Below are 17191 nucleotides of genomic sequence, written 5' to 3'. Positions count from 1 at the left end.
TCTTGGCGGCCGTGCATCGTACGGTGACCGGCGGGCGATCCGCTGAGGCTGGTTCGCCCGCTCTGCACACCGTGAGATGAGGTTCGAATGGACGTAGTGGTTGGGTTTCTCGTCGCCTGGGCGGCCGGGAAAGCACGGCGGGTGCTGAAGATCGTCGACGGGCTGACCGACGACGCGCTCGATGCGGCGGGCGAACGAGTGTGGAAGGTAGTGGCACCCAAGCTAGGTGTCGATCCGGCGATTCAGCGGCTCACCGCTCAGGCCCGCGATACCGGCGACGCGACAGCCGACGTGCGCGCCGCTGCGGTGCATGCGCTCGAGGCTGCCGCGGCAGCCGACCCGGGATTCCGGGCCGAAATAGCAGCGGCGATGCCGGCAAGAGAAAGTTCACCGCGCGGGATCGGAAACTCGGGAGTCATCGCGGAGCGCAATCAGGTCGGCCGGGACCTCACCATCGACAACAGCACGACGTTCACCAACAAGATCCAGCAGCACCCGGTCTACGCGGCGTTGGCGGTGGTAGTGATCGTGCTCGTGGTGGTCTGGGGACTCTGGTCAGTCCTTGGTGCCCCGCCGCAGGCAGACGCGAGCACAGTGGTCGGAAACTGGACCGCTTCCGACGGTACGGGTGCCAAGTCATTCAGTGCGGACGGTCAGTGCGACGGCGTCTTCTACAACGAGGGCAAGCCACTCGACATCGGCGGGCCGATGACCTGCGCCCTCTCGCAGAAACCGGACAGCAACGGCTTCTACACGCTGCGGGTGACCCAGAGCATGAACAAGGCCACCTACAAGCTCCACTTCGACTCCACCGACCACCTCACCGTCTTCGATTCGGCCGGCCGCAAGCTCTACGAACTCGACAGGTTCTAACTATCGCCTCCGCTACCATGCCCCGCTCGGCGTGCGTTGGCAGCGGAAGTACAGGATGCCGGGGACGGTTTGCCAGACCGGTCGGTCCCCGACCGGCTCGACCATCCGGACGATGGGCAGGCCCTCGGCCATGAACGTATTGAGGTAGGTCGAGAGCATCCGGTGGTAGGAGACCCGCGGCAGAATGGCCAGCCGGGTCGGGCTGGTGAACGGGCCCTCGTCGAAGTACCGGCCGACGATCCGTCTGGTCGAACCGTCGACATAGTCGATCAGTTCGCCGTCGGCCGGAGTCTTGTAGCAAGGGTGGATGATCGAGGCAACGAACCAGCCGCCAGGCTTGAGCATCCTTGCGATCGACCGGACCGTTGGTTCAAGGTCGGGGATGTCCATCAAGGCCATGTAGCAGACCACTCCGTCGAAGGAGGCGGTGAGATCGTCGCTCAGATTCTGTGCGTCGGCGTGCAGGTACTCGATGCCGCGTGGCGCTTGCTGTTCGAGCCTGTAGGCGTGCGAGAGCAGCGATTCCGACGCGTCGAGCCCGACCACTCGCGCACCGAGGTCGGCGAGGCGACGCGCGTCACGGCCTTGGCCGCACGCGACTGCGGCCACACGCTCACCGCGGACGTCGCCTACCAGGGAGTCGAACGTCGGATCGCTCAGACCAGCGCCTTCGGGGTCGACGCCCTCGTGGTAGGCGTCAGCCAGTTCTTCGTATGCGCTCGTGAGGTTCGGCATATCGTGTGAACGGCGGTGCCGTCGCTGAGGTTCCGGACCGCCACGCCATCACAATCGCTCGTTGCGCGTGCACCCAGGCGTAGATGCCAGCTCCATCGTCAATTGTGATGGCCTACAGAACCATCAACGCGCGTGCACCGGCGCCGGGGGGACTTTCGGTGGGTGCCGAAAGAGTGGGTGGGGTCGGGAGAGCTTGGAAGACTTGAAGTATGAGAGTCGGACAGCATGGCAGTGGGCCGGGTGTGCGGACGCCGGACGGTAGTTCGGTCGAGATGTACGAGCTGGCGGAAGCCCACGGCGAGGATGAATTGATCGACAAAGCGATCGGTCCGCAGAGCAGCATTCTTGAGCTGGGGTGCGGGACCGGGCGGATCACGCGGCCGCTGCTGGCTCGGGGGCATCGGGTGGTTGCGGTGGACGAGTCGGCGGAGATGATCGCGCGGATCACCGAGACCGAGACGGTCCAGGCGACCATCGGCGAACTGCGGCTCGACCGGCGGTTCGACGTTGTACTGATGATGTCGTACCTGATCAATGTCGCCGACGAGGCCGAGCGGCTGCGGCTGCTGCGGACCTGTGCGCACCACGTGCGACCCGGTGGGTCGGTGGTGATTCAGCAGCAGTTGCCGGCGCAGCTGGCGTGGCCTGTGGTGCTGGAGAGCGAGCACAGCCGGATGGAGATCTCCGAGGTCGAGCACCTGCCTGGTAACCAGGTTGCAGCGACACTGACGCATACGCGTGGCGGCCGGAGCTGGTCGCAGCGCGTCCTCACCCAGAATCTCACGGAGGAGCAGTTAGCAGGTCACCTGACCGACGCAGGGCTCAAGCTGGTGCGGTACCTGACGCCGGACACGAGCTGGGTACTGGCAACCACACTGTGACCTGTGGACCCTGAGGGGTATGACGACGACTTCGCGGCAGGTGGACCGGCCTCCGCCTGAAGCTCCGGACGACGACCTGTGGGACGCTTTGCGCCGCCAGGAGCCGGAGGCGCTGGGCGAGCTGTTCAGCCGGTACGCCGCCGCCGTCCACGCCTACGCGGTCCGCCACACCGGCTCTTATGCGTACGCCGATGATGCGGTTCAGGCGACGTTCGTGACCGCGTGGCGGCAGTTCCACCAGCACGATCCCGGTCCGCTGCAGCACGGCACTGCGAAGCCATGGCTGCTGACGATCGCGCGAAACGAGCTACGCAACAGCGTCCGGTCCAGACGGCGGCTCGCGCAGTTCCTGCTCCGCCAGCCGGCGCCACTGCATCACCCAGACCACTCCGAGGCAGTTGCCGCGCGGGTCGACTCCGAGAAACACATCCGAGCCGTGCGAGCAGCCCTGTCTGCTCTGCCGGCGCACGAGCGCGAGACCGTCGAGCTCGTCTACTGGGCAGAGCTGACGCTCGCCGAAGCCGCGGCGGTCCTGGGGGTCGCCGAAGGCACCGTGAAGGCCCGGCTGTTCCGTGCCCGCCGCCGCCTGCCCGCCCTGCTCGAGGAGCACCGATGAACCTGACCACTCCCCCGCCGGTCGAGCGCCTCGACCCCGAGTACGCCGCCGAGCTGAAACACCACCTGGTTCGCACCGCCCGCAAGCGCCGGCGGACGCCGTACGTCGCCTGGGTGCCGATCGTCGCGGCAACCGCTGCAATCGCCGTCAGCATCACCACCGTCGTCGTTCTGAGCCGCAGTGGCGGTGCGGACCCAGCCGGCCCGGCGGGTGTCATGCAGGTGGCGCCGAGCGCATCAGACAGCGAGTCGATCGAGCTCGGCAAGGCGAGCGAAGCGGAGGCGCGGGCCGCCGCGCAGCAGTGCCTGACAGTCAGGAAGAACGCCTACGGCGTCGAGACCCATCCAGGCAGCTCAGCGGACGCGAAGACCGCGGCCCTCCGCTCGGCGCGTTGGATCAGAGCCCTCGGCGTTCCGGGAAAGAGCAAGCAGCTGCTGCAGACCTTCGTCGTCACGCATCCCGACAACGAGCTCCTCTGGTACCAGTGCCTCGACGGCGAACTCCTGCGCTGGGCGTGGTACTTCGACGACTTCGGCCGGACGATCGGCTTCGACGGCAGCAGTCCGATCCCGGGGACCTGGGGCTGGTCGGACATCGGCAAGGGGAAGTCGGCCGGCGTGCGGGCGTCGTACTCGTTCCGTGCCGCCGACAACGTCGATCGGGTCGAGCTCCGGATCCGCGGCGTCGACAGCGTCTCCCCCTGGTACGCCGAGCGCGTGGCGGACCACGGAGGCTATGTCGCCGGAACCCTGGCCGGCGCCGCCGCGGAGCACGGCAAGGCGGAGATCGACGTGCGCGCCGTCGGCAAGGACGGCAAGCAGCTCTGGTTCACGACGTTCGGCTGAGCAACGACCCGGGCAACGATCCGGCCGGGCCCTCGGGGGGTCCGGCCGGGTCGCGGGGTGGTTCGGGTGAGCTCAGCCGAGGCCGCCGGCGCCCTCTTTGGCAAGCGCGTCGAACTGGGCGCGGGTGAGCTTGCTGGTGTCGCCGGACATCTTGCCGGTGCGGCTGCAGTTCACCGCTGGGGCCGGCTGGCCGCTCAAGTAGGCGATCGCCGTGCGGAAGGTCTCGCACCGACGACCGTCTTCGGCGCCGGCGGGGTAGCCGATCGCCGCGTTGACCTTGCCCATCTGCAGAGCGTCGGCATACGGGTTGATGTTGCGGGCAACGGTCCAGTACCAACGAGCAATCTGAGCGCTGTAACGGATATCGCGAGCCAGCTCGGGATTGTTGATCAAATCAACGCCAAGCCACTGCCCAGCCGGACGATAGTTAAAGTCGCCGGTCAACTGGATGTACCCACGACCGCCGTACAGCCGGGTGTCGCCAATCTCGCGGATGTTGTACTCCAGCCGCGACTCGTGGACCAGCGTGGCCAGGAAGGCGGCCTTGCGGTAGACCGTGTTGATCTGCGCGTCCCGCATCGCCTGGTTCAGAGAAGGGAGCCCGTCCTGCACGATGGTCGGGTTCGCGATCCGCGAACCGAACATCGCCTGGACGTCGGCCAGCGTGATGTCGCCGACCGGCGGTTCCGGATTACCACCGCATTCGGCAACACCGGGCAGCTTGTCCTCCGGGATCGAGACGAACACGACCGTCACGTACCCACCGAGGGCGGGGACATGGGCCCACCACTCGCTGGTGCCTTCGGAGGTGGTGACGCGGTCACCCTTCTTCTGGCAGTCGACGTCGATCGAGGTTGGGCCGGGCAGCGTCGTGACGACGGCTGCGGACAGGTAGGCGTCGGCGCGGACGTTCACACCACTGCCGTAGGTGGAGAAGACCGCTGCGTGCGCCGGGGTCGCAGTGACCAGACCGGCCGCCACGATGCCGAGACCGGCGAGAAGAGTGGTGAGTCGGCGAAGAACCATGTGGAGCTCCTGGGCGGAGTGGGAGGGGCGGGGTTTGGTGAAATGTTCCCTGCAAACCACAGTTCACGGTTACTTTCCACCAGACCCCGCCCGTCCTCAACCCTTTCGACCCTGATGATCAGCCGACGGTGCCGGGCGCTCCGGGAACCTTGGCCAGCGCGTCGAACTGGGCACGGGTGAGCCTGCTCGTGTCACCGGACATCTTGGCTGTCCGGCTGCAGTTCACCGCCGGGGCCGGCTGGCCGCTCAAGTAGGCGATCGCCGTGCGGAAGGTCGCGCACCGACGAGTGTCCTCGGCGCCGGCCGGGTAGCCGATCGCCGCATTCACGCGACCCATCTTGAGCTGATCGGCGTACGGATTGATGTTGCGGGCAACGGTCCAGTACCAGCGGGCGATCTGAGCGCTGTAACGGATATCGCGAGCCAGCTCAGGGTTGTTGATCAAGTCAACGCCAAGCCACTGCCCGGCCGGGCGATAGTTGAAGTCGCCGGTCAGCTGGATGTAGCCACGACCGCCGTACAGCCGGGTGTCGCCGATCTCGCGGATGTTGTACTCCAGCCGCGACTCGTGCACTAGCGTCGCCAGGAACGCGGCCTTGCGGTAGACGGTGTTGATGTTCGCGTCCCGCATCGCCTGATTCAGCGATGGCAACCCGGTCTGCACCAGCGACGGATTCGCGATCCGCGAACCGAACATCGCCTGTACGTCGGCCAGCGTCACATCACCGGTCTGCGGCGGATCCTGCGGACAGTCCGGTACGCCGGGCAGCTTCGTGCCGGTCGTGTCGATGTATGCGACCGTGGCGTAGCCGCCGTGCGCGGGCAGATGCGCCCACCAGGTCGTCGTACGGGATCCGACGGTGACCGAGTCACCGGACTTCTGGCAGTCGACCTCGACCGAGGTCGGCCCGGCCAGCACCTTGACGACACCGGCCGACAGATAGGCGTCCGAGCGGATGTTCAGGCTGGTCGCGGTGGTCCGGAAGGCCACCGCGTAGGCCGGGACGGTCGCGACGACACTGGCGGTCGCGACGGCCAGAGCGGCCGCGAGAATGCGCTTGAGCATGGCAACTCCTGGGCGGAAGGAGGGGCGGGGTGCGGCGACCACTGGTCACCGCACCGCCACCCTTGCACCGCAGGACTGCAGTTGCTCAAGTACGCAACGTCAGGACTTCTTCTCCTCCGAAGGCTTGAAGTCGACGCCGGCTTCCTTGCGCTGGGCCGGCGTGATCGGCGCCGGCGCCGCGGTCAGCGGGTCGAACCCCCCGCCGGACTTCGGGAACGCGATCACGTCGCGGATCGACTCCGTACCGGCCAGCAGCGCGGTGATCCGGTCCCAGCCGAACGCGATGCCGCCGTGCGGCGGCGCGCCGAACTTGAACGCGTCGAGCAGGAAGCCGAACTTCTCGGTCGCCTCCTCGTCGGTCAGGCCCATCACCTTGAAGACCCGCTTCTGCACGTCCTCGCGGTGGATACGGATCGACCCACCGCCGATCTCGTTGCCGTTGCAGACGATGTCGTAGGCGTAAGCCAGGGCCGACCCCGGGTCGGTGTCGAAGCTCTCCAGCGAGTCCGGCTTCGGGGAGGTAAAGGCATGGTGGACGGCCGTCCACGCACCCGAACCCACCGCGACGTCACCGGCGGCGGTCGCGTCGTCGGCCGGCTCGAACAGCGGCGCGTCGACGACCCACAGGAACGACCAGGCCGACTCGTCGATCAGGCCGCCGCGACGGCCGATCTCCAGCCGGGCCGCGCCCAGCAGCGCCCGCGAGGTCTTGACCGGACCGGCGGCGAAGAAGATGCAGTCGCCCGGCTTCGCACCGACGTGGTCGGCGAGACCCGCGCGCTCCTGCTCGGACAGGTTCTTGGCGACCGGACCACCGAGCTCGCCGTCCTGGCCGACCAGCACGTAGGCCAGTCCGCGCGCACCGCGCTGCTTGGCCCACTCCTGCCACGCGTCCAGCTGCTTGCGCGGCTGGTCCGCACCGCCCGGCATCACGACAGCACCGACGTACGGCGCCTGGAAGACGCGGAACGGGGTGTCCTTGAAGTACTCGGTGCACTCGACGAGCTCCAGGCCCATCCGCAGGTCGGGCTTGTCGGAGCCGAACCGCGCCATCGCCTCGGCGTACGTCATCCGCGGGATCGGGGTCTGGACGTCGTACCCGATCAGCTTCCAGAGCGCGGCCAGCACCTCTTCGGCCAGCGCGATCACGTCGTCCTGGTCGACGAAGCTCATCTCGATGTCGAGCTGGGTGAACTCCGGCTGCCGGTCGGCGCGGAAGTCCTCGTCGCGGTAGCAGCGCGCGATCTGGTAGTACCGCTCCATGCCGGCCACCATCAGCAGCTGCTTGAACAGCTGCGGCGACTGGGGCAGTGCGTACCACGAGCCCGGCTGCAGCCGCGCCGGGACCAGGAAGTCGCGAGCGCCTTCCGGCGTCGACTTGGTCAGCGTCGGCGTCTCGATCTCGACGAAGTCATGCTGCGCCAGTACGTCGCGCGCCGCCTTGTTGACCTGGCTGCGCAACCGCAGCGCCGCACCCGGGCCCTGCCGGCGCAGGTCGAGGTAGCGGTACTTGAGCCGGACCTCTTCGTTGACCGGCGTCGCGTGGTGCTCCTCGACCGGGAACGGCAGCGGGTCGGCGGAGTTCAGCACCTCGACCTCGCTGGCGATCACCTCGATCTCGCCGGTCGGCAGGTTCGGGTTGGCGTTGCCCTCCGGCCGCGCGCTCACCTCGCCGACGATCTTCAGGCAGAACTCGGCGCGCAGCGGGTGCGCGACCTCCTCGTCGCGGATGACGACCTGGACCGTGCCGCTGGAGTCGCGCAGGTCGATGAACGCCACGCCGCCGTGATCACGCCGCCGCGCGACCCAGCCGGCCAGCGTGACGGTCTGCCCGGCGTGCTCGGCACGCAACGAGCCTGCGGAATGGGTACGGATCACGAGTTCTCCTGAGTGTTGATTTTCGGTCGTACGTCGGCCGTCGGCGGCGTCCACGTGGACGGGTCGACCGCCACCTGCTCGCCACTGCGAATGTCCTTGATCTCGGGTCCGTTCTCGGTGCTGAACAGCACGAACGGGATGCCCCGGCGATCCGCGAACTTGATCTGCTTGCCGAACTTCGCCGCGGCGGGAGCGACCTCGACCGGGATCCCCCGGCTTCGCAGCTGCGCGGCGGTCCGCATCGCCTCGGCGCGGTCCTCCTCCGCGGTCAACGCGACCAGTACGGCGGTCGGCGTACTGCGGCTGCCCGTCAGCAAGCCCTGGCTGATCAGCCGGTGCACCAGCCGCGAGACACCGATCGAGATCCCCACACCCGGGTACGTCGTCTTGCCGTCGGACGCGAGCGCGTCGTACCGGCCACCGCCGCCGACCGAGCCGAACGACTCCTGGCCGACCAGGTAGATCTCGTAGACCGCACCGGTGTAGTAGTCGAGGCCGCGGGCGATCCGCAGATCGGCCAGTAGCAGACCGGGCGCGTGCTCGGCCGCCGCAGCCATCACCTGGCTGAGCTGCTCGAGCCCCTCGTCCAGCGTCGGGTGCTCGACGCCGAGCGCACGCACCTGCTCGACGAACGACGTGTCGGTGCTGGAGATGTCGGCCAGCTGAACCGCCAGCCGCGCCTGCTTGTCGGTCGCACCGGACTCGACCAGCCGCTCGACGACCTTCTCCGGACCGATCTTGTCGATCTTGTCGACGATCCGCAGCACGGTGGTGACGTCGTCCAGGCCGAGGCCGCGGTAGAAGCCCTCGGGGATCTTGCGGTTGTTCACCTTGATCACGAACTCGGGCACCGGCAGCTTGCGCAGCGCGTCCGCGATGACCAGCGGCAGCTCGACCTCGTAGTGGTTCGGCAGCTCACCGCTGTCGACGATGTCGATATCGGCCTGGGTGAACTCGCGGTACCGGCCCTCCTGCGGGCGCTCGCCGCGCCAGACCTTCTGGATCTGGTAGCGCCGGAACGGGAAGGCGAGCTTGCCGCCGTGTTCGAGCACGTAGCGCGCGAACGGAACCGTCAGGTCGAAGTGCAGACCCAGCGCCGCGTCCTCGTCCGAGCCGGCGGCCAGGCGTCGTACGCCGTAGATCTCCTTGTCGGCGTCCTCGCCCTGGTTCGACAGCCGCTCGACCGGCTCCACCGCGCGGGTCTCGATCGAGGCGAAACCGTGCAGCTCGAACGTCTCCCGGATCGTGTCGAGGAACTGCAGCTCGACGATCCGGTCCGACGGAAGAAATTCGGGGAAGCCGCTGAGCGGCGTCACCTTACTCATGAATTCGGTATCTCCAGGTCCTGCAAGTAGGGGTTGGTCGCCTTTTCCCGGCCGATCGTGGTCTGGCCGCCATGACCCGGCAGGACGACGATCTCGTCGCTCATCGGCAGGATCTTGGTGGCCAACGTATGCAGCATCGCCGGATGGTCGCCGCCGGGCAGATCCGTCCGGCCGATCGACCCGGCGAACAGCACGTCACCGGAGAAGAGCACCGCGGGGACGTCTTCCGGACCCAGGTACGGCGTGGTGAAGGTGACCGAGCCGCGCGTGTGACCCGGCGTGTGGTCGACGGTGAAGTTCAGTCCCGCGAGCTCCAGCGAGAGGCCGTCCTTGAGCTCGGCGACGTCGTCCGGCTCGGCGAACTCGTGCTTGCCGCCGAGCAGCATCGCCGCCGTCTCCCGGCTGATCCCGGCCATCGGGTCGGCCAGCAGGTGCCTGTCGTCCGGGTGGATCCACGCGGTCGCGTCGTACGTGCCGCAGACCGGCAGCACCGAGAACATGTGGTCGATGTGACCGTGCGTGAGCAGCACGGCGACCGGCTTCAGCTTGTTCTCGGCGACCACCTGCTCGACCCCGGCGGTCGCGTCCTGACCCGGGTCGATCACGATGCATTCCGCGCCCTGGCCGGTGGCGACGACGTAGCAGTTCGTACCCCACGATCCCGCGGGGAACCCGGCGATGAGCACGACAGACCTCTCTGAAACACAGCTGGACCACCCAAGGCTACCGGTGCCGCGCCGCCGAGTTCGAACCGGATTGTGACGGAACAGCATTGCGTGACGGCCGAAGGTTTGTGATTGTTCAGGGATAAGCGTTGGGTTCGAGGCCCGACGCGCCCGGCCGACCCCGAACACCGCAGTTGAACCAGGGGCCGACCAGAATGGGCACGAGCGCAGTACATACCGCCGGAAGGGGCGAGTTGTGGCCGGAGAGAGCTGGGGCCGGGTAGCCGAGGACGGGACCGTCTTCGTGAAGACGAAAGACGGGGAACGGGCGGTCGGCCAGTGGCCGGACGCGAAGCCGGAGGAGGCGCTCGCCTTCTACACCCGCCGGTACGACGCCTTGGCGTTCGAGGTGGAGCTGCTGGAACAGCGCGTCCAGGCGGGCACTGTATCCCCGGACGACGCCCGGGCGGCCGTGAAGAAGGTCAACAGCTCGCTCGAGGACGCGCAGGCGGTCGGCGACCTGGACGGTCTCAAGGCCCGGCTCGAGGCGCTCACCCCGCTGCTCGCCGTACAGCGTGAGAAGCGCAAGGCCGAGCGCGCCGCGAAGGTCGAAGAGGCGCGCGCTGCCAAGACCAAGATCGCCACCGAGGCCGAGACGATCGCCGCCGGCACCGACTGGCGGCACGGCGTCACCCGGCTGCGCGAACTGCTCGACGAGTGGAAGGCGCTGCCCCGGCTCGACAAGGCCAGCGACGACGAGCTCTGGCACCGGTTCTCGTCCGCACGGACGACGTACACGCGGCACCGCAAGCAGCACTTCGCCGAGCTCTCCTCCAAGCGCGAGGAGGCCGCGACCGTCAAGGAGCGCCTGGCCGCCGAGGCCGAGGCCCTCTCGTCGAACACCGACTGGGGACCCACCTCCGGCCGCTTCCGCGAGCTGATGCGCCAGTGGAAGGCCGCCGGCCCCGCGCCGCGCGAGGTCGACGACAAGCTCTGGGCCCGCTTCCGCGCCGCCCAGGACACGTTCTTCGGCGCCCGCGACGCCATCCAGGCCGAGGAGAACGCCGAGCAGACCCAGAACCTCGCCGCCAAGGAAGCACTGCTGGTCGAGATCGAGGCCATCCTCCCGGTCAACGACGCCAAGACCGCCCGCGACCAGCTCCGCGACCTGCTCGACCGCTGGGACGCCATCGGCAAGGTCCCGCGCGACTCCATGCGCGCCATCGACGCCCGCCTCCGCGCCGTCGAGCAGGCCGTGAAGTCCGCCGAGGACGAGGTCTGGAACAAGAGCAACCCGGAGGCCCGCGCCCGCGCCGAAGCCACCGTCAAGCAGCTCCAGTCCCTGATCGCCGACCTCGAGAAGCAAGCCGCGAAGTACGAGGCCCAAGGCAACACCCGCAAGGCCACCGAGGCCCGCGAGTCCATCGAAGCCCGCCGCGAGTGGCTCACCCAGGCCCAGAACGCCCTCGACGAGTTCAGCTGACCTGTGGATAACTCCCAGCAGGGTTGAGCCCACTTGGGTCATCCTGCTGGGATGTACCCGTACGACCAGCCGCACGTCTTCGGCGGCCTGCCCTTCACCGCGCGGCAGATGCCGCGCAAGCTCAAGTGGCTGCAGTCCCGTGGCGAGATCCGCCAAGTGCTGAAGGGCGTGTACGTCGACGCCCGGGTGCCGGACACCCGTGACCTCCGACTGGAGGCACTGCAGCTCGTGGTGCCTCCGGACGCCACGGTGTGTGGGCCGACCGCCGCATGGCTCCACGGCATCGAGCTGACAACGCTTGGCCCTGAACCGCTACTCGAACCGCACTGGACGTTTCAGCCACGACCCACGGTTGAGCTTCAGGGTCTCCGGGTCACCTCGCCGGCGGCCACGGCGATCGAGCTCGCTCAACACCTGCCACGCCCGTTCGCGCTCTCCGCGCTCGACGCTCTCCTCCATCAGCAGGTCGTCACCCTCGACGAGCTGCACGAGAGCTCGAGCGCCTACTTCGCGAACGACAGCCGCTCCCCCGCCGCGCTGCTGTTGCGGCTTGCGGATGGGCGTGCGGCCTCGCCTGGTGAGTCGTGGCTTCGGCTGCGCCTGTTCGATGCCGGGTTTCCCCGGCCCGAGCTCCAGGTACCGGCCGGCCGCTATCGCCTCGACCTCGGCTACCCCGAGCACCCGGTCGACGACCGCCGCCTCGGCCTCGAATACGACAGCGACGCCTGGCACTCCACCGACCGTCAACAGGTCCGCGACGAGTCCCGCCGTACTGATCTCGCCAAGCTCGGCTGGCACATCATCCCGATCCGCCGCCAAGACCTCTGGGGCTCCTACCCCGCGCTCGAACTAACCGTCGGCGCCTTTCTCTGCCGGCACCCCCGGCTCCCCCGCCGCTGGTAGCTCGATCCAGTACCGGCACACGTCACCCCGGACCTCCTCCAGCACACCGCCGTTGCGCTCGATGGTCCGCGCCGAACCCTCGTTGCCTTCCAGACAGACGAGCAGCACTCGCCGCAGTCCCAGCGCCCGGGCCTCATCCAGCATCGCTCCGAGCGCCCACGTGGCCAGCCCGCGGCCCCGAGCCGACGGCCTGACGCCGTACCCGATGTGCCCGGTCACGTCGTTCAGCCGGTGCCGCAAGGCGATCCCGCCCTGCACCCGCCCGTCCTCAACGATCCACCGACACGTCGAGTCCTCGGCCTTCACCCGCTCGACCCATGCCGCAAACCCGTCCGGCGACTCGACCTCATCCGTCGCGGCGAGCCCGAACCCATCCTCGTGCAGTCCGGGCCCCCACTCCTCATGCGCCTCCCACCAAGCGCCGTACAGCTCAACAGAAGGTTCCACCAAGGTCAGAGCCACCATCGGACACTACCCTCACGCCTTGACGTCACGCCTGAACGGAACCTCGAAGTCGTAGTTGAAGTCCGGACCCGCCACGACGGTGACCAGCAAGGTTCCGACGCTCAGGAGGTGCTTGCGATCGCCGCCGCCGGGGCAGCTCAGAGCGACATTGTGTACGGCGTTGGGCGGCAGACCGTGCCGTGGCGTGGCGTCCACCGATCCGTTGGTCTGCGTACAGGGCTCGACAGTCTTCCCGATCCGGATCCGGTACTTGGCCCCGTCCGGCCCCACCACGGCGAGGCGCGAACCGCCTTCCGTGGTGGAGCCAAGAGTCAGGATGCGAACCGCGGTCGGGCCGAGCTCGGCGCCCTCCTCGATCTGCGAACTGACCGGGGCCGGCGAATCCGCAGGACCGGTCCCGCAGGCGCCCAGCACCCCGGCCAGGCCGGCGACGGCCAGCCCGGCAGCGAATGTTCGGTTCATCATCAGGCCTGGAGCAGCCATTCCTCATCCATCGCCTTCTGCGGTGCGTTCGCCGCCTTACCGCTGTACGGGCTGTACCAGGTGCAGGTGTGGGTGTTGAAGGCTCGCTTCGACACCACGAAGTAGCGCGAGGTCTGGAACAGCCGCATCCGGCGCCGCTGTCCCGACGCAACCGTCATGGAGTAGGTGAAGCCGTCCGTACGGGAATACTGCGACGTCAGCGCGACCCCAGCCGTCGTGCTCGCCTTCGCGACCACCACACCTGCCTCGGCGGTGACACTGGCGGACGCGGTAAGGCCTACGGTCGCGGTGGTGGTCTTGTTGTAGGAGATCGTCCCCGGACCGGTGATGTACCGGCTCATCAGGTTGGTCCCAAGCTTCGACAGCTTGAAGTTGGTGAAGCTGTACCGGGCAGGCTCCGGCGGGCAGGCCTGCGTCCCGGCCTGGGCCGGGAGGGCAGTGAGGCCGGAACCCAGCAGGACTGCAGCGGTGGAGACCGCGAGGAGCGCACTCGATCGATTCATGGAAAGTCCTCTCGTGGGAGTGATGTTGCGCATGGCAACGATCACAGACCGTCACGAGCCGGAACAGGGACAAAGTGGTACAACCGCCTGATTGCCTCTTGCTGCAATCAGGCGGTTGTAGCCCGTTAAGCCGTACGGCGGCGGATCAGGAATCCGGTGGTGAGGAGCAACGCGAGCCCGGCTGCGGTGATCGGGATCGTGAGGTCGTGGGTGGGAGCCACGACGGTGGCGGCGGCGGTGTCGTAGCCGCCGGCGGTGCCGTTGTCGTTGTACTGCGAGCCGGGGAGTTTGTCGGCGTACCGGGCGGCGACCAGGCCGTGGTAGGCGGCGACGGTGACGGGCGCCTTGCCGATGGACTTGGTAGCGGATTCGTTGAGGGGGCGGACCTGATTGCCTGCGAGGGCGTACCAGGCGCCGATCTGAGGTTCGGTGAAGACGAGGGCGCCGCGGGCTGCGGTGAACATGCGGGCCTCGGTGTCGCCGGTCGCGACGTTGACGGCTTGCCAGGTGCCGTTGGCGTCGGGGGCCGTGTAGACGGTGAGCCGGTCGACGCCGCGGGTGGCGGTGGTGGCGGCGTACCAGAAGGTTGCCACCGGCGCCGAGGCGTCGCGGACGAAGGCTGGGTTCAACGCGTAGACCGGGCGCGCGTCGTGGGCCACGGCGAGCTTGGCCGTCGACTTCGCGGCGGCCGACTTGGTGGCGGCCGACTTGGTGGCCTTGCCGAGCAGGCTGACGGCGGTCGGCGAACTGGCGGCGTTAGTTGCCTTCGACAACTCACTCGCCGGGACCGGCTCCGGGCCGGCGGCGTTCGCGAAGGCGGCAGTGGCCAGCGTGAGGCCGAGGCCCGCGGTCAGTACGGCGGTCGCGCGGAACAGGAAGTGCTTGAGGCCGCCCATCTCAGGCTCCGATCCGGTAGAGCGAGTGCGTCCAGGTGAACTGCGAGTTGGACCGGTACCAGTTGTACGTCGAGTAGTTGAACCGCGGGTCGTCCGGCCACGGGTTGTAGTACTCGATGGTCGAGTCCGACGCGTCGTACCCGGTGATGTCCATCATGTGCCCGCCACCGGAGGTCCAGCCGATCCGCGTCATCACCGGGCGGCCGGCGGCGATCTCGGTGACCAGGGTGCTGAAGGCGAGGGTGCCCGAGATGTAGTTGCCGGAGCTGATCCCGATCGCACTGAATGCGCGCTGGTCGTTGCCCAGCGTGGCCTGGTTGTTGGGGCAGGTGGCGTTCATGCTGTAGCCGAACGCAAGGTTGCAGAACTGGTTCTGCGAGTAGCTCTTGCCGTAGAAGGCGGCGATGCTGTTGCCGGTCGCGGCCCAGCACCAGTTGGTCTTCTGCTGGGCCTGGCCGGTCACGTTCAGGTAGTAGCTGCTGGGCGCGGCCGCGGCGACCGGCGCGAGCGGGGCCAGGGTGGCCACGCCCAGCACGGTTGCCAGCAGCAATGACCAGGAGCGGCGGGGGCGGAGCCTGCTCATGAACCCTCCTCGATTGGGGTGTGGTGGCGTCAATGGTCAGGACGCTTCGCATCCCCGGCAAGACGCAACTCCCCCGCCGCACAGCGCTTGTGAACACCCACAACAACGTGAACAGCGCGTGATCAGGCAATGTCGCCCCGTGCTGTGAACGTTTACACTGAGCCGCATGACCGGTTCGGTGCCCGCCGTCACTCTGGACACGTCGTTCGCCGCGGCCCTCCGGCAGGCGATCGCGCATCGCGGCCTGGCCCTCAACCGGATCCGCACGCATCTGGCCGACCGCGGCCTGCAGGTCGGCGTCGCAACGCTCAGCACCTGGCAGAGCGGTCGCCGGGTCCCCCGCGACGACTCACTGGCCGTGATCATCGCCCTGGAGGAGCTTCTCCAGGTGCCGCCCGGCTGGCTGACCGTCCGCATCCCACCGGCCCGATCCGATCTCGCCGCGGCCCACCGCCCGTACGCCGTCGTCGAGTACGCCGAAGCGCTCGGCCGACTGCTCGACCGGCTCCGCCGCGACGCCCACGGCCGGCTGCGCAACGTCACCGTCTTCGAAGAGGTCCAGCACGGCCCCGACCGCGCCGTGCAGTACCGCCGGGTCACGCAATGCGTGGTCGCGGTCCAGCCGGTCGACCGGATCATCGTCGCGCACCAGGGCGAGCCCGGCTGCGACGTCGGCCAACTGACCGTCCACGGCCTCAGCGGCTGCCGCACCGGCCGCATCGCCCGCGCGCCCGAAGCCGGTGCCCTTCTCGGCGAGCTCCTCCTCGACCGCGTCCTCGCCACCGGCGAAACCGCTGTCGTCCACTACGAGATCGAGGACAACACCGGCCTCCCGTCCTCGAACTACTACCGCTTCGACGAGTGGGGCGGCACGCACTACGTCCTCGAGGTCCAGTTCGACCGGGCCGCGCTGCCGGTTCGGGTCAACGAGTTCCGTCATCGCCACGCCGACGGCGCCGACGTACTGAGTCAGGATTTGATGCTCACGCCGGACGGCCGAGCCCACCTGATCGAGCCGTCCACCGAGCCGGGCCTGCTCGGCATCTCCTGGGAATGGGACTAAGCGCGGAAGCCAGCGTGCACGTGGTCGTGGTGGGTCTGGTCGGAGAAGAACGCAGCACCAGAGAGCATCACGGGACCGCCGACGTTGTAAGAGCCAGCCCGCTCCAAGGCTTTCATGTACGTCGAGATCAGGCTCCGCGAGGTCTGCGGTGAAACGACCGGATGGCCGTCGATCTCCCAGGTATCAAAGGCGCGGCCGCGAGGATGGTCACTCGGCCGATCCGTGCCGAACACATTGATCGGATGCCCGGACCGGATCACACTCACCCCGATCCGGTACGTCTTCGCGAGCTCGAGCATCGCGGTCAGCACACTGTCGTGCACCTGCCCGGACCGGATGTCCGCGATCGATGCCGGAGGCAACTGAATCGCCTTGGTCGCCAGCACTTGCCGCGCAACGGCCGAGACGGTCCGCGCCGCCGGCCCCGGCTTCGCCGGCTGCAGCGACATGACTCGCCAGGTGTCACCGGACTTGTTCATCCGTACGTCGACCGTCGTACCGCCAGTCACCACCCTGCCGTCGCGCAGCGAGTACACCCGGCACGGAACGAGCACACTCGCCGAGCTGCTCAGGATCCCGCCGTACTGCGCGTCGATCACCTCGACCACGGACTGCCCCTGCTGCAGTTGCTTCACCACCGCCGCCACAGCCAACCGCTTCACCTGCGGTGCGACCTCCCCCGGGCCGGCCACCCACGGCCGCACCACCGGCAGCTTCACCGCGGACGGTGTGCTGGTGGGAGCCGGCATGCTCACAGGCGGCGTGCTGGAGGGCGGCGTGTTGGAAGGTGAGGCGCTGGACGGCGCACCGCTCGGCGACTCCCCCGACGAGCTGCAGCCAACCAGCACCCCCGCCCCCGCAATCAGCAGCCCCCGCCGCCCGACCTCACCCGAGAAACCCAT

At 68.2% G+C, this 17191-nt stretch carries 19 protein-coding genes; 7 read left to right on the top strand and 12 right to left on the bottom strand.

Translation table 11 applies throughout. From position 1 onward, the window contains the following. The first annotated feature begins 87 nt into the window (after positions 1–87). Complete coding sequence (locus tag ABZS29_RS18380) at positions 88–873, top strand: hypothetical protein (protein WP_355463361.1); 786 nt, start codon at positions 88–90, stop codon at positions 871–873. Positions 874–885: 12 nt separating this feature from the next. Here ABZS29_RS18380 and ABZS29_RS18375 read toward each other — a convergent pair whose 3' ends face one another. Next, entirely contained in the window at positions 886–1608 is a 723-nt protein-coding gene (locus ABZS29_RS18375) for a class I SAM-dependent methyltransferase (RefSeq protein ID WP_355463360.1), read from the bottom strand. Between the two features lie 209 nt (positions 1609–1817). Between ABZS29_RS18375 and ABZS29_RS18370 the strand changes: the two genes are divergently transcribed. From ABZS29_RS18370 to ABZS29_RS18360, 3 genes are read left to right on the top strand one after another with little or no spacing between them, the layout of a single operon-like run. Then, entirely contained in the window at positions 1818–2489 is a 672-nt protein-coding gene (locus ABZS29_RS18370; protein ID WP_355463358.1) for a class I SAM-dependent methyltransferase, read from the top strand. A gap of 19 nt (positions 2490–2508) precedes the next feature. Continuing rightward, complete coding sequence (locus ABZS29_RS18365) at positions 2509–3105, top strand: RNA polymerase sigma factor (RefSeq protein ID WP_355463357.1); 597 nt, start codon at positions 2509–2511, stop codon at positions 3103–3105. Then, on the top strand, positions 3102–3950 hold the full coding sequence (locus ABZS29_RS18360) for a hypothetical protein (protein WP_355463355.1): 849 nt from the start codon (positions 3102–3104) through the stop codon (positions 3948–3950). The genes ABZS29_RS18365 and ABZS29_RS18360 overlap by 4 nt, the downstream gene beginning before the upstream one ends. Positions 3951–4022: 72 nt before the next feature. On the opposite strand, the gene ABZS29_RS18355 is transcribed toward ABZS29_RS18360, so the two are convergent. From ABZS29_RS18355 to ABZS29_RS18335, 5 genes are all read right to left on the bottom strand, one after another. Then, positions 4023–4976, bottom strand: coding sequence for a glycoside hydrolase family 19 protein (locus ABZS29_RS18355; protein WP_355463353.1), 954 nt, complete (start codon positions 4974–4976; stop codon positions 4023–4025). 118 nt (positions 4977–5094) lie between these two features. Continuing rightward, on the bottom strand, positions 5095–6042 hold the full coding sequence (locus ABZS29_RS18350; RefSeq protein ID WP_355463352.1) for a glycoside hydrolase family 19 protein: 948 nt from the start codon (positions 6040–6042) through the stop codon (positions 5095–5097). A gap of 99 nt (positions 6043–6141) precedes the next feature. After that, positions 6142–7920, bottom strand: a complete 1779-nt coding sequence (aspS, locus tag ABZS29_RS18345) for an aspartate--tRNA ligase (RefSeq protein ID WP_355463351.1) — start codon at positions 7918–7920, stop codon at positions 6142–6144. Then, the gene (hisS, locus tag ABZS29_RS18340) at positions 7917–9245 is read right to left on the bottom strand and encodes a histidine--tRNA ligase (RefSeq protein ID WP_355463349.1); all 1329 of its coding nucleotides are present in this window, start codon (positions 9243–9245) and stop codon (positions 7917–7919) included. The genes aspS and hisS overlap by 4 nt, the downstream gene beginning before the upstream one ends. Beyond that, positions 9242–9931: an MBL fold metallo-hydrolase gene (locus ABZS29_RS18335; protein ID WP_355463347.1), complete on the bottom strand. Its 690-nt coding sequence runs from the start codon at positions 9929–9931 to the stop codon at positions 9242–9244. The genes hisS and ABZS29_RS18335 overlap by 4 nt, the downstream gene beginning before the upstream one ends. Positions 9932–10166: 235 nt before the next feature. Between ABZS29_RS18335 and ABZS29_RS18330 the strand changes: the two genes are divergently transcribed. Both ABZS29_RS18330 and ABZS29_RS18325 read left to right on the top strand, forming a co-directional pair. Further along, positions 10167–11393 carry a DUF349 domain-containing protein gene (locus tag ABZS29_RS18330; RefSeq protein WP_355463345.1) on the top strand — a complete coding sequence of 409 codons (1227 nt, stop codon included), beginning with the start codon at positions 10167–10169 and terminating at the stop codon, positions 11391–11393. A gap of 51 nt (positions 11394–11444) precedes the next feature. Next, the gene (locus ABZS29_RS18325; protein ID WP_355463343.1) at positions 11445–12296 is read left to right on the top strand and encodes a hypothetical protein; all 852 of its coding nucleotides are present in this window, start codon (positions 11445–11447) and stop codon (positions 12294–12296) included. Here the strand turns inward: ABZS29_RS18325 and ABZS29_RS18320 are convergent. From ABZS29_RS18320 to ABZS29_RS18300, 5 genes are all read right to left on the bottom strand, one after another. Next, the gene (locus ABZS29_RS18320) at positions 12243–12758 is read right to left on the bottom strand and encodes a GNAT family N-acetyltransferase (protein WP_355463341.1); all 516 of its coding nucleotides are present in this window, start codon (positions 12756–12758) and stop codon (positions 12243–12245) included. The two genes, ABZS29_RS18325 and ABZS29_RS18320, sit on opposite strands and share 54 nt — an antisense overlap. A 15-nt stretch (positions 12759–12773) precedes the next feature. Beyond that, positions 12774–13223 carry a hypothetical protein gene (locus tag ABZS29_RS18315; protein ID WP_355463339.1) on the bottom strand — a complete coding sequence of 150 codons (450 nt, stop codon included), beginning with the start codon at positions 13221–13223 and terminating at the stop codon, positions 12774–12776. 2 nt (positions 13224–13225) lie between these two features. Next, positions 13226–13747, bottom strand: coding sequence for a hypothetical protein (locus ABZS29_RS18310; protein WP_355463337.1), 522 nt, complete (start codon positions 13745–13747; stop codon positions 13226–13228). A 125-nt stretch (positions 13748–13872) separates the two neighbouring features. Next, entirely contained in the window at positions 13873–14643 is a 771-nt protein-coding gene (locus ABZS29_RS18305; RefSeq protein ID WP_355463335.1) for a hypothetical protein, read from the bottom strand. 1 nt (position 14644) lies between these two features. After that, the gene (locus ABZS29_RS18300) at positions 14645–15226 is read right to left on the bottom strand and encodes a papain-like cysteine protease family protein (RefSeq protein ID WP_355463334.1); all 582 of its coding nucleotides are present in this window, start codon (positions 15224–15226) and stop codon (positions 14645–14647) included. Positions 15227–15392: 166 nt separating this feature from the next. Between ABZS29_RS18300 and ABZS29_RS18295 the strand changes: the two genes are divergently transcribed. Further along, positions 15393–16289, top strand: coding sequence for a hypothetical protein (locus ABZS29_RS18295; protein WP_355463332.1), 897 nt, complete (start codon positions 15393–15395; stop codon positions 16287–16289). Here ABZS29_RS18295 and ABZS29_RS18290 read toward each other — a convergent pair. Continuing rightward, positions 16286–17191 (bottom strand): hypothetical protein, encoded by a 906-nt coding sequence (locus ABZS29_RS18290; protein ID WP_355463331.1) that lies wholly within the window; start codon positions 17189–17191, stop codon positions 16286–16288. The genes ABZS29_RS18295 and ABZS29_RS18290 overlap by 4 nt on opposite strands.

Origin of the sequence: Kribbella sp. NPDC005582, assembly GCF_040605415.1 — a bacterium.
Classification (GTDB): domain Bacteria; phylum Actinomycetota; class Actinomycetes; order Propionibacteriales; family Kribbellaceae; genus Kribbella.
The sequence above is the reverse complement of the archived record's forward strand: the minus strand, read 5'-3'. Positions and strand labels throughout refer to the sequence as shown.

What these genes read in the sequence shown, in the direction of transcription:
- ABZS29_RS18380 (WP_355463361.1), top strand. Translation starts at nt 88, where the DNA reads ATGGACGTAGTGGTTGGGTTTCTCGTCGCCTGGGCGGCCGGGAAAGCA.
- ABZS29_RS18375 (WP_355463360.1), bottom strand. Translation starts at nt 1,608, where the DNA reads ATGCCGAACCTCACGAGCGCATACGAAGAACTGGCTGACGCCTACCAC.
- ABZS29_RS18370 (WP_355463358.1), top strand. Translation starts at nt 1,818, where the DNA reads ATGAGAGTCGGACAGCATGGCAGTGGGCCGGGTGTGCGGACGCCGGAC.
- ABZS29_RS18365 (WP_355463357.1), top strand. Translation starts at nt 2,509, where the DNA reads ATGACGACGACTTCGCGGCAGGTGGACCGGCCTCCGCCTGAAGCTCCG.
- ABZS29_RS18360 (WP_355463355.1), top strand. Translation starts at nt 3,102, where the DNA reads ATGAACCTGACCACTCCCCCGCCGGTCGAGCGCCTCGACCCCGAGTAC.
- ABZS29_RS18355 (WP_355463353.1), bottom strand. Translation starts at nt 4,976, where the DNA reads ATGGTTCTTCGCCGACTCACCACTCTTCTCGCCGGTCTCGGCATCGTG.
- ABZS29_RS18350 (WP_355463352.1), bottom strand. Translation starts at nt 6,042, where the DNA reads ATGCTCAAGCGCATTCTCGCGGCCGCTCTGGCCGTCGCGACCGCCAGT.
- hisS (WP_355463349.1), bottom strand. Translation starts at nt 9,245, where the DNA reads ATGAGTAAGGTGACGCCGCTCAGCGGCTTCCCCGAATTTCTTCCGTCG.
- ABZS29_RS18325 (WP_355463343.1), top strand. Translation starts at nt 11,445, where the DNA reads ATGTACCCGTACGACCAGCCGCACGTCTTCGGCGGCCTGCCCTTCACC.
- ABZS29_RS18315 (WP_355463339.1), bottom strand. Translation starts at nt 13,223, where the DNA reads ATGAACCGAACATTCGCTGCCGGGCTGGCCGTCGCCGGCCTGGCCGGG.
- ABZS29_RS18310 (WP_355463337.1), bottom strand. Translation starts at nt 13,747, where the DNA reads ATGAATCGATCGAGTGCGCTCCTCGCGGTCTCCACCGCTGCAGTCCTG.
- ABZS29_RS18305 (WP_355463335.1), bottom strand. Translation starts at nt 14,643, where the DNA reads ATGGGCGGCCTCAAGCACTTCCTGTTCCGCGCGACCGCCGTACTGACC.
- ABZS29_RS18300 (WP_355463334.1), bottom strand. Translation starts at nt 15,226, where the DNA reads ATGAGCAGGCTCCGCCCCCGCCGCTCCTGGTCATTGCTGCTGGCAACC.
- ABZS29_RS18295 (WP_355463332.1), top strand. Translation starts at nt 15,393, where the DNA reads ATGACCGGTTCGGTGCCCGCCGTCACTCTGGACACGTCGTTCGCCGCG.
- ABZS29_RS18290 (WP_355463331.1), bottom strand. Translation starts at nt 17,191, where the DNA reads ATGGGTTTCTCGGGTGAGGTCGGGCGGCGGGGGCTGCTGATTGCGGGG.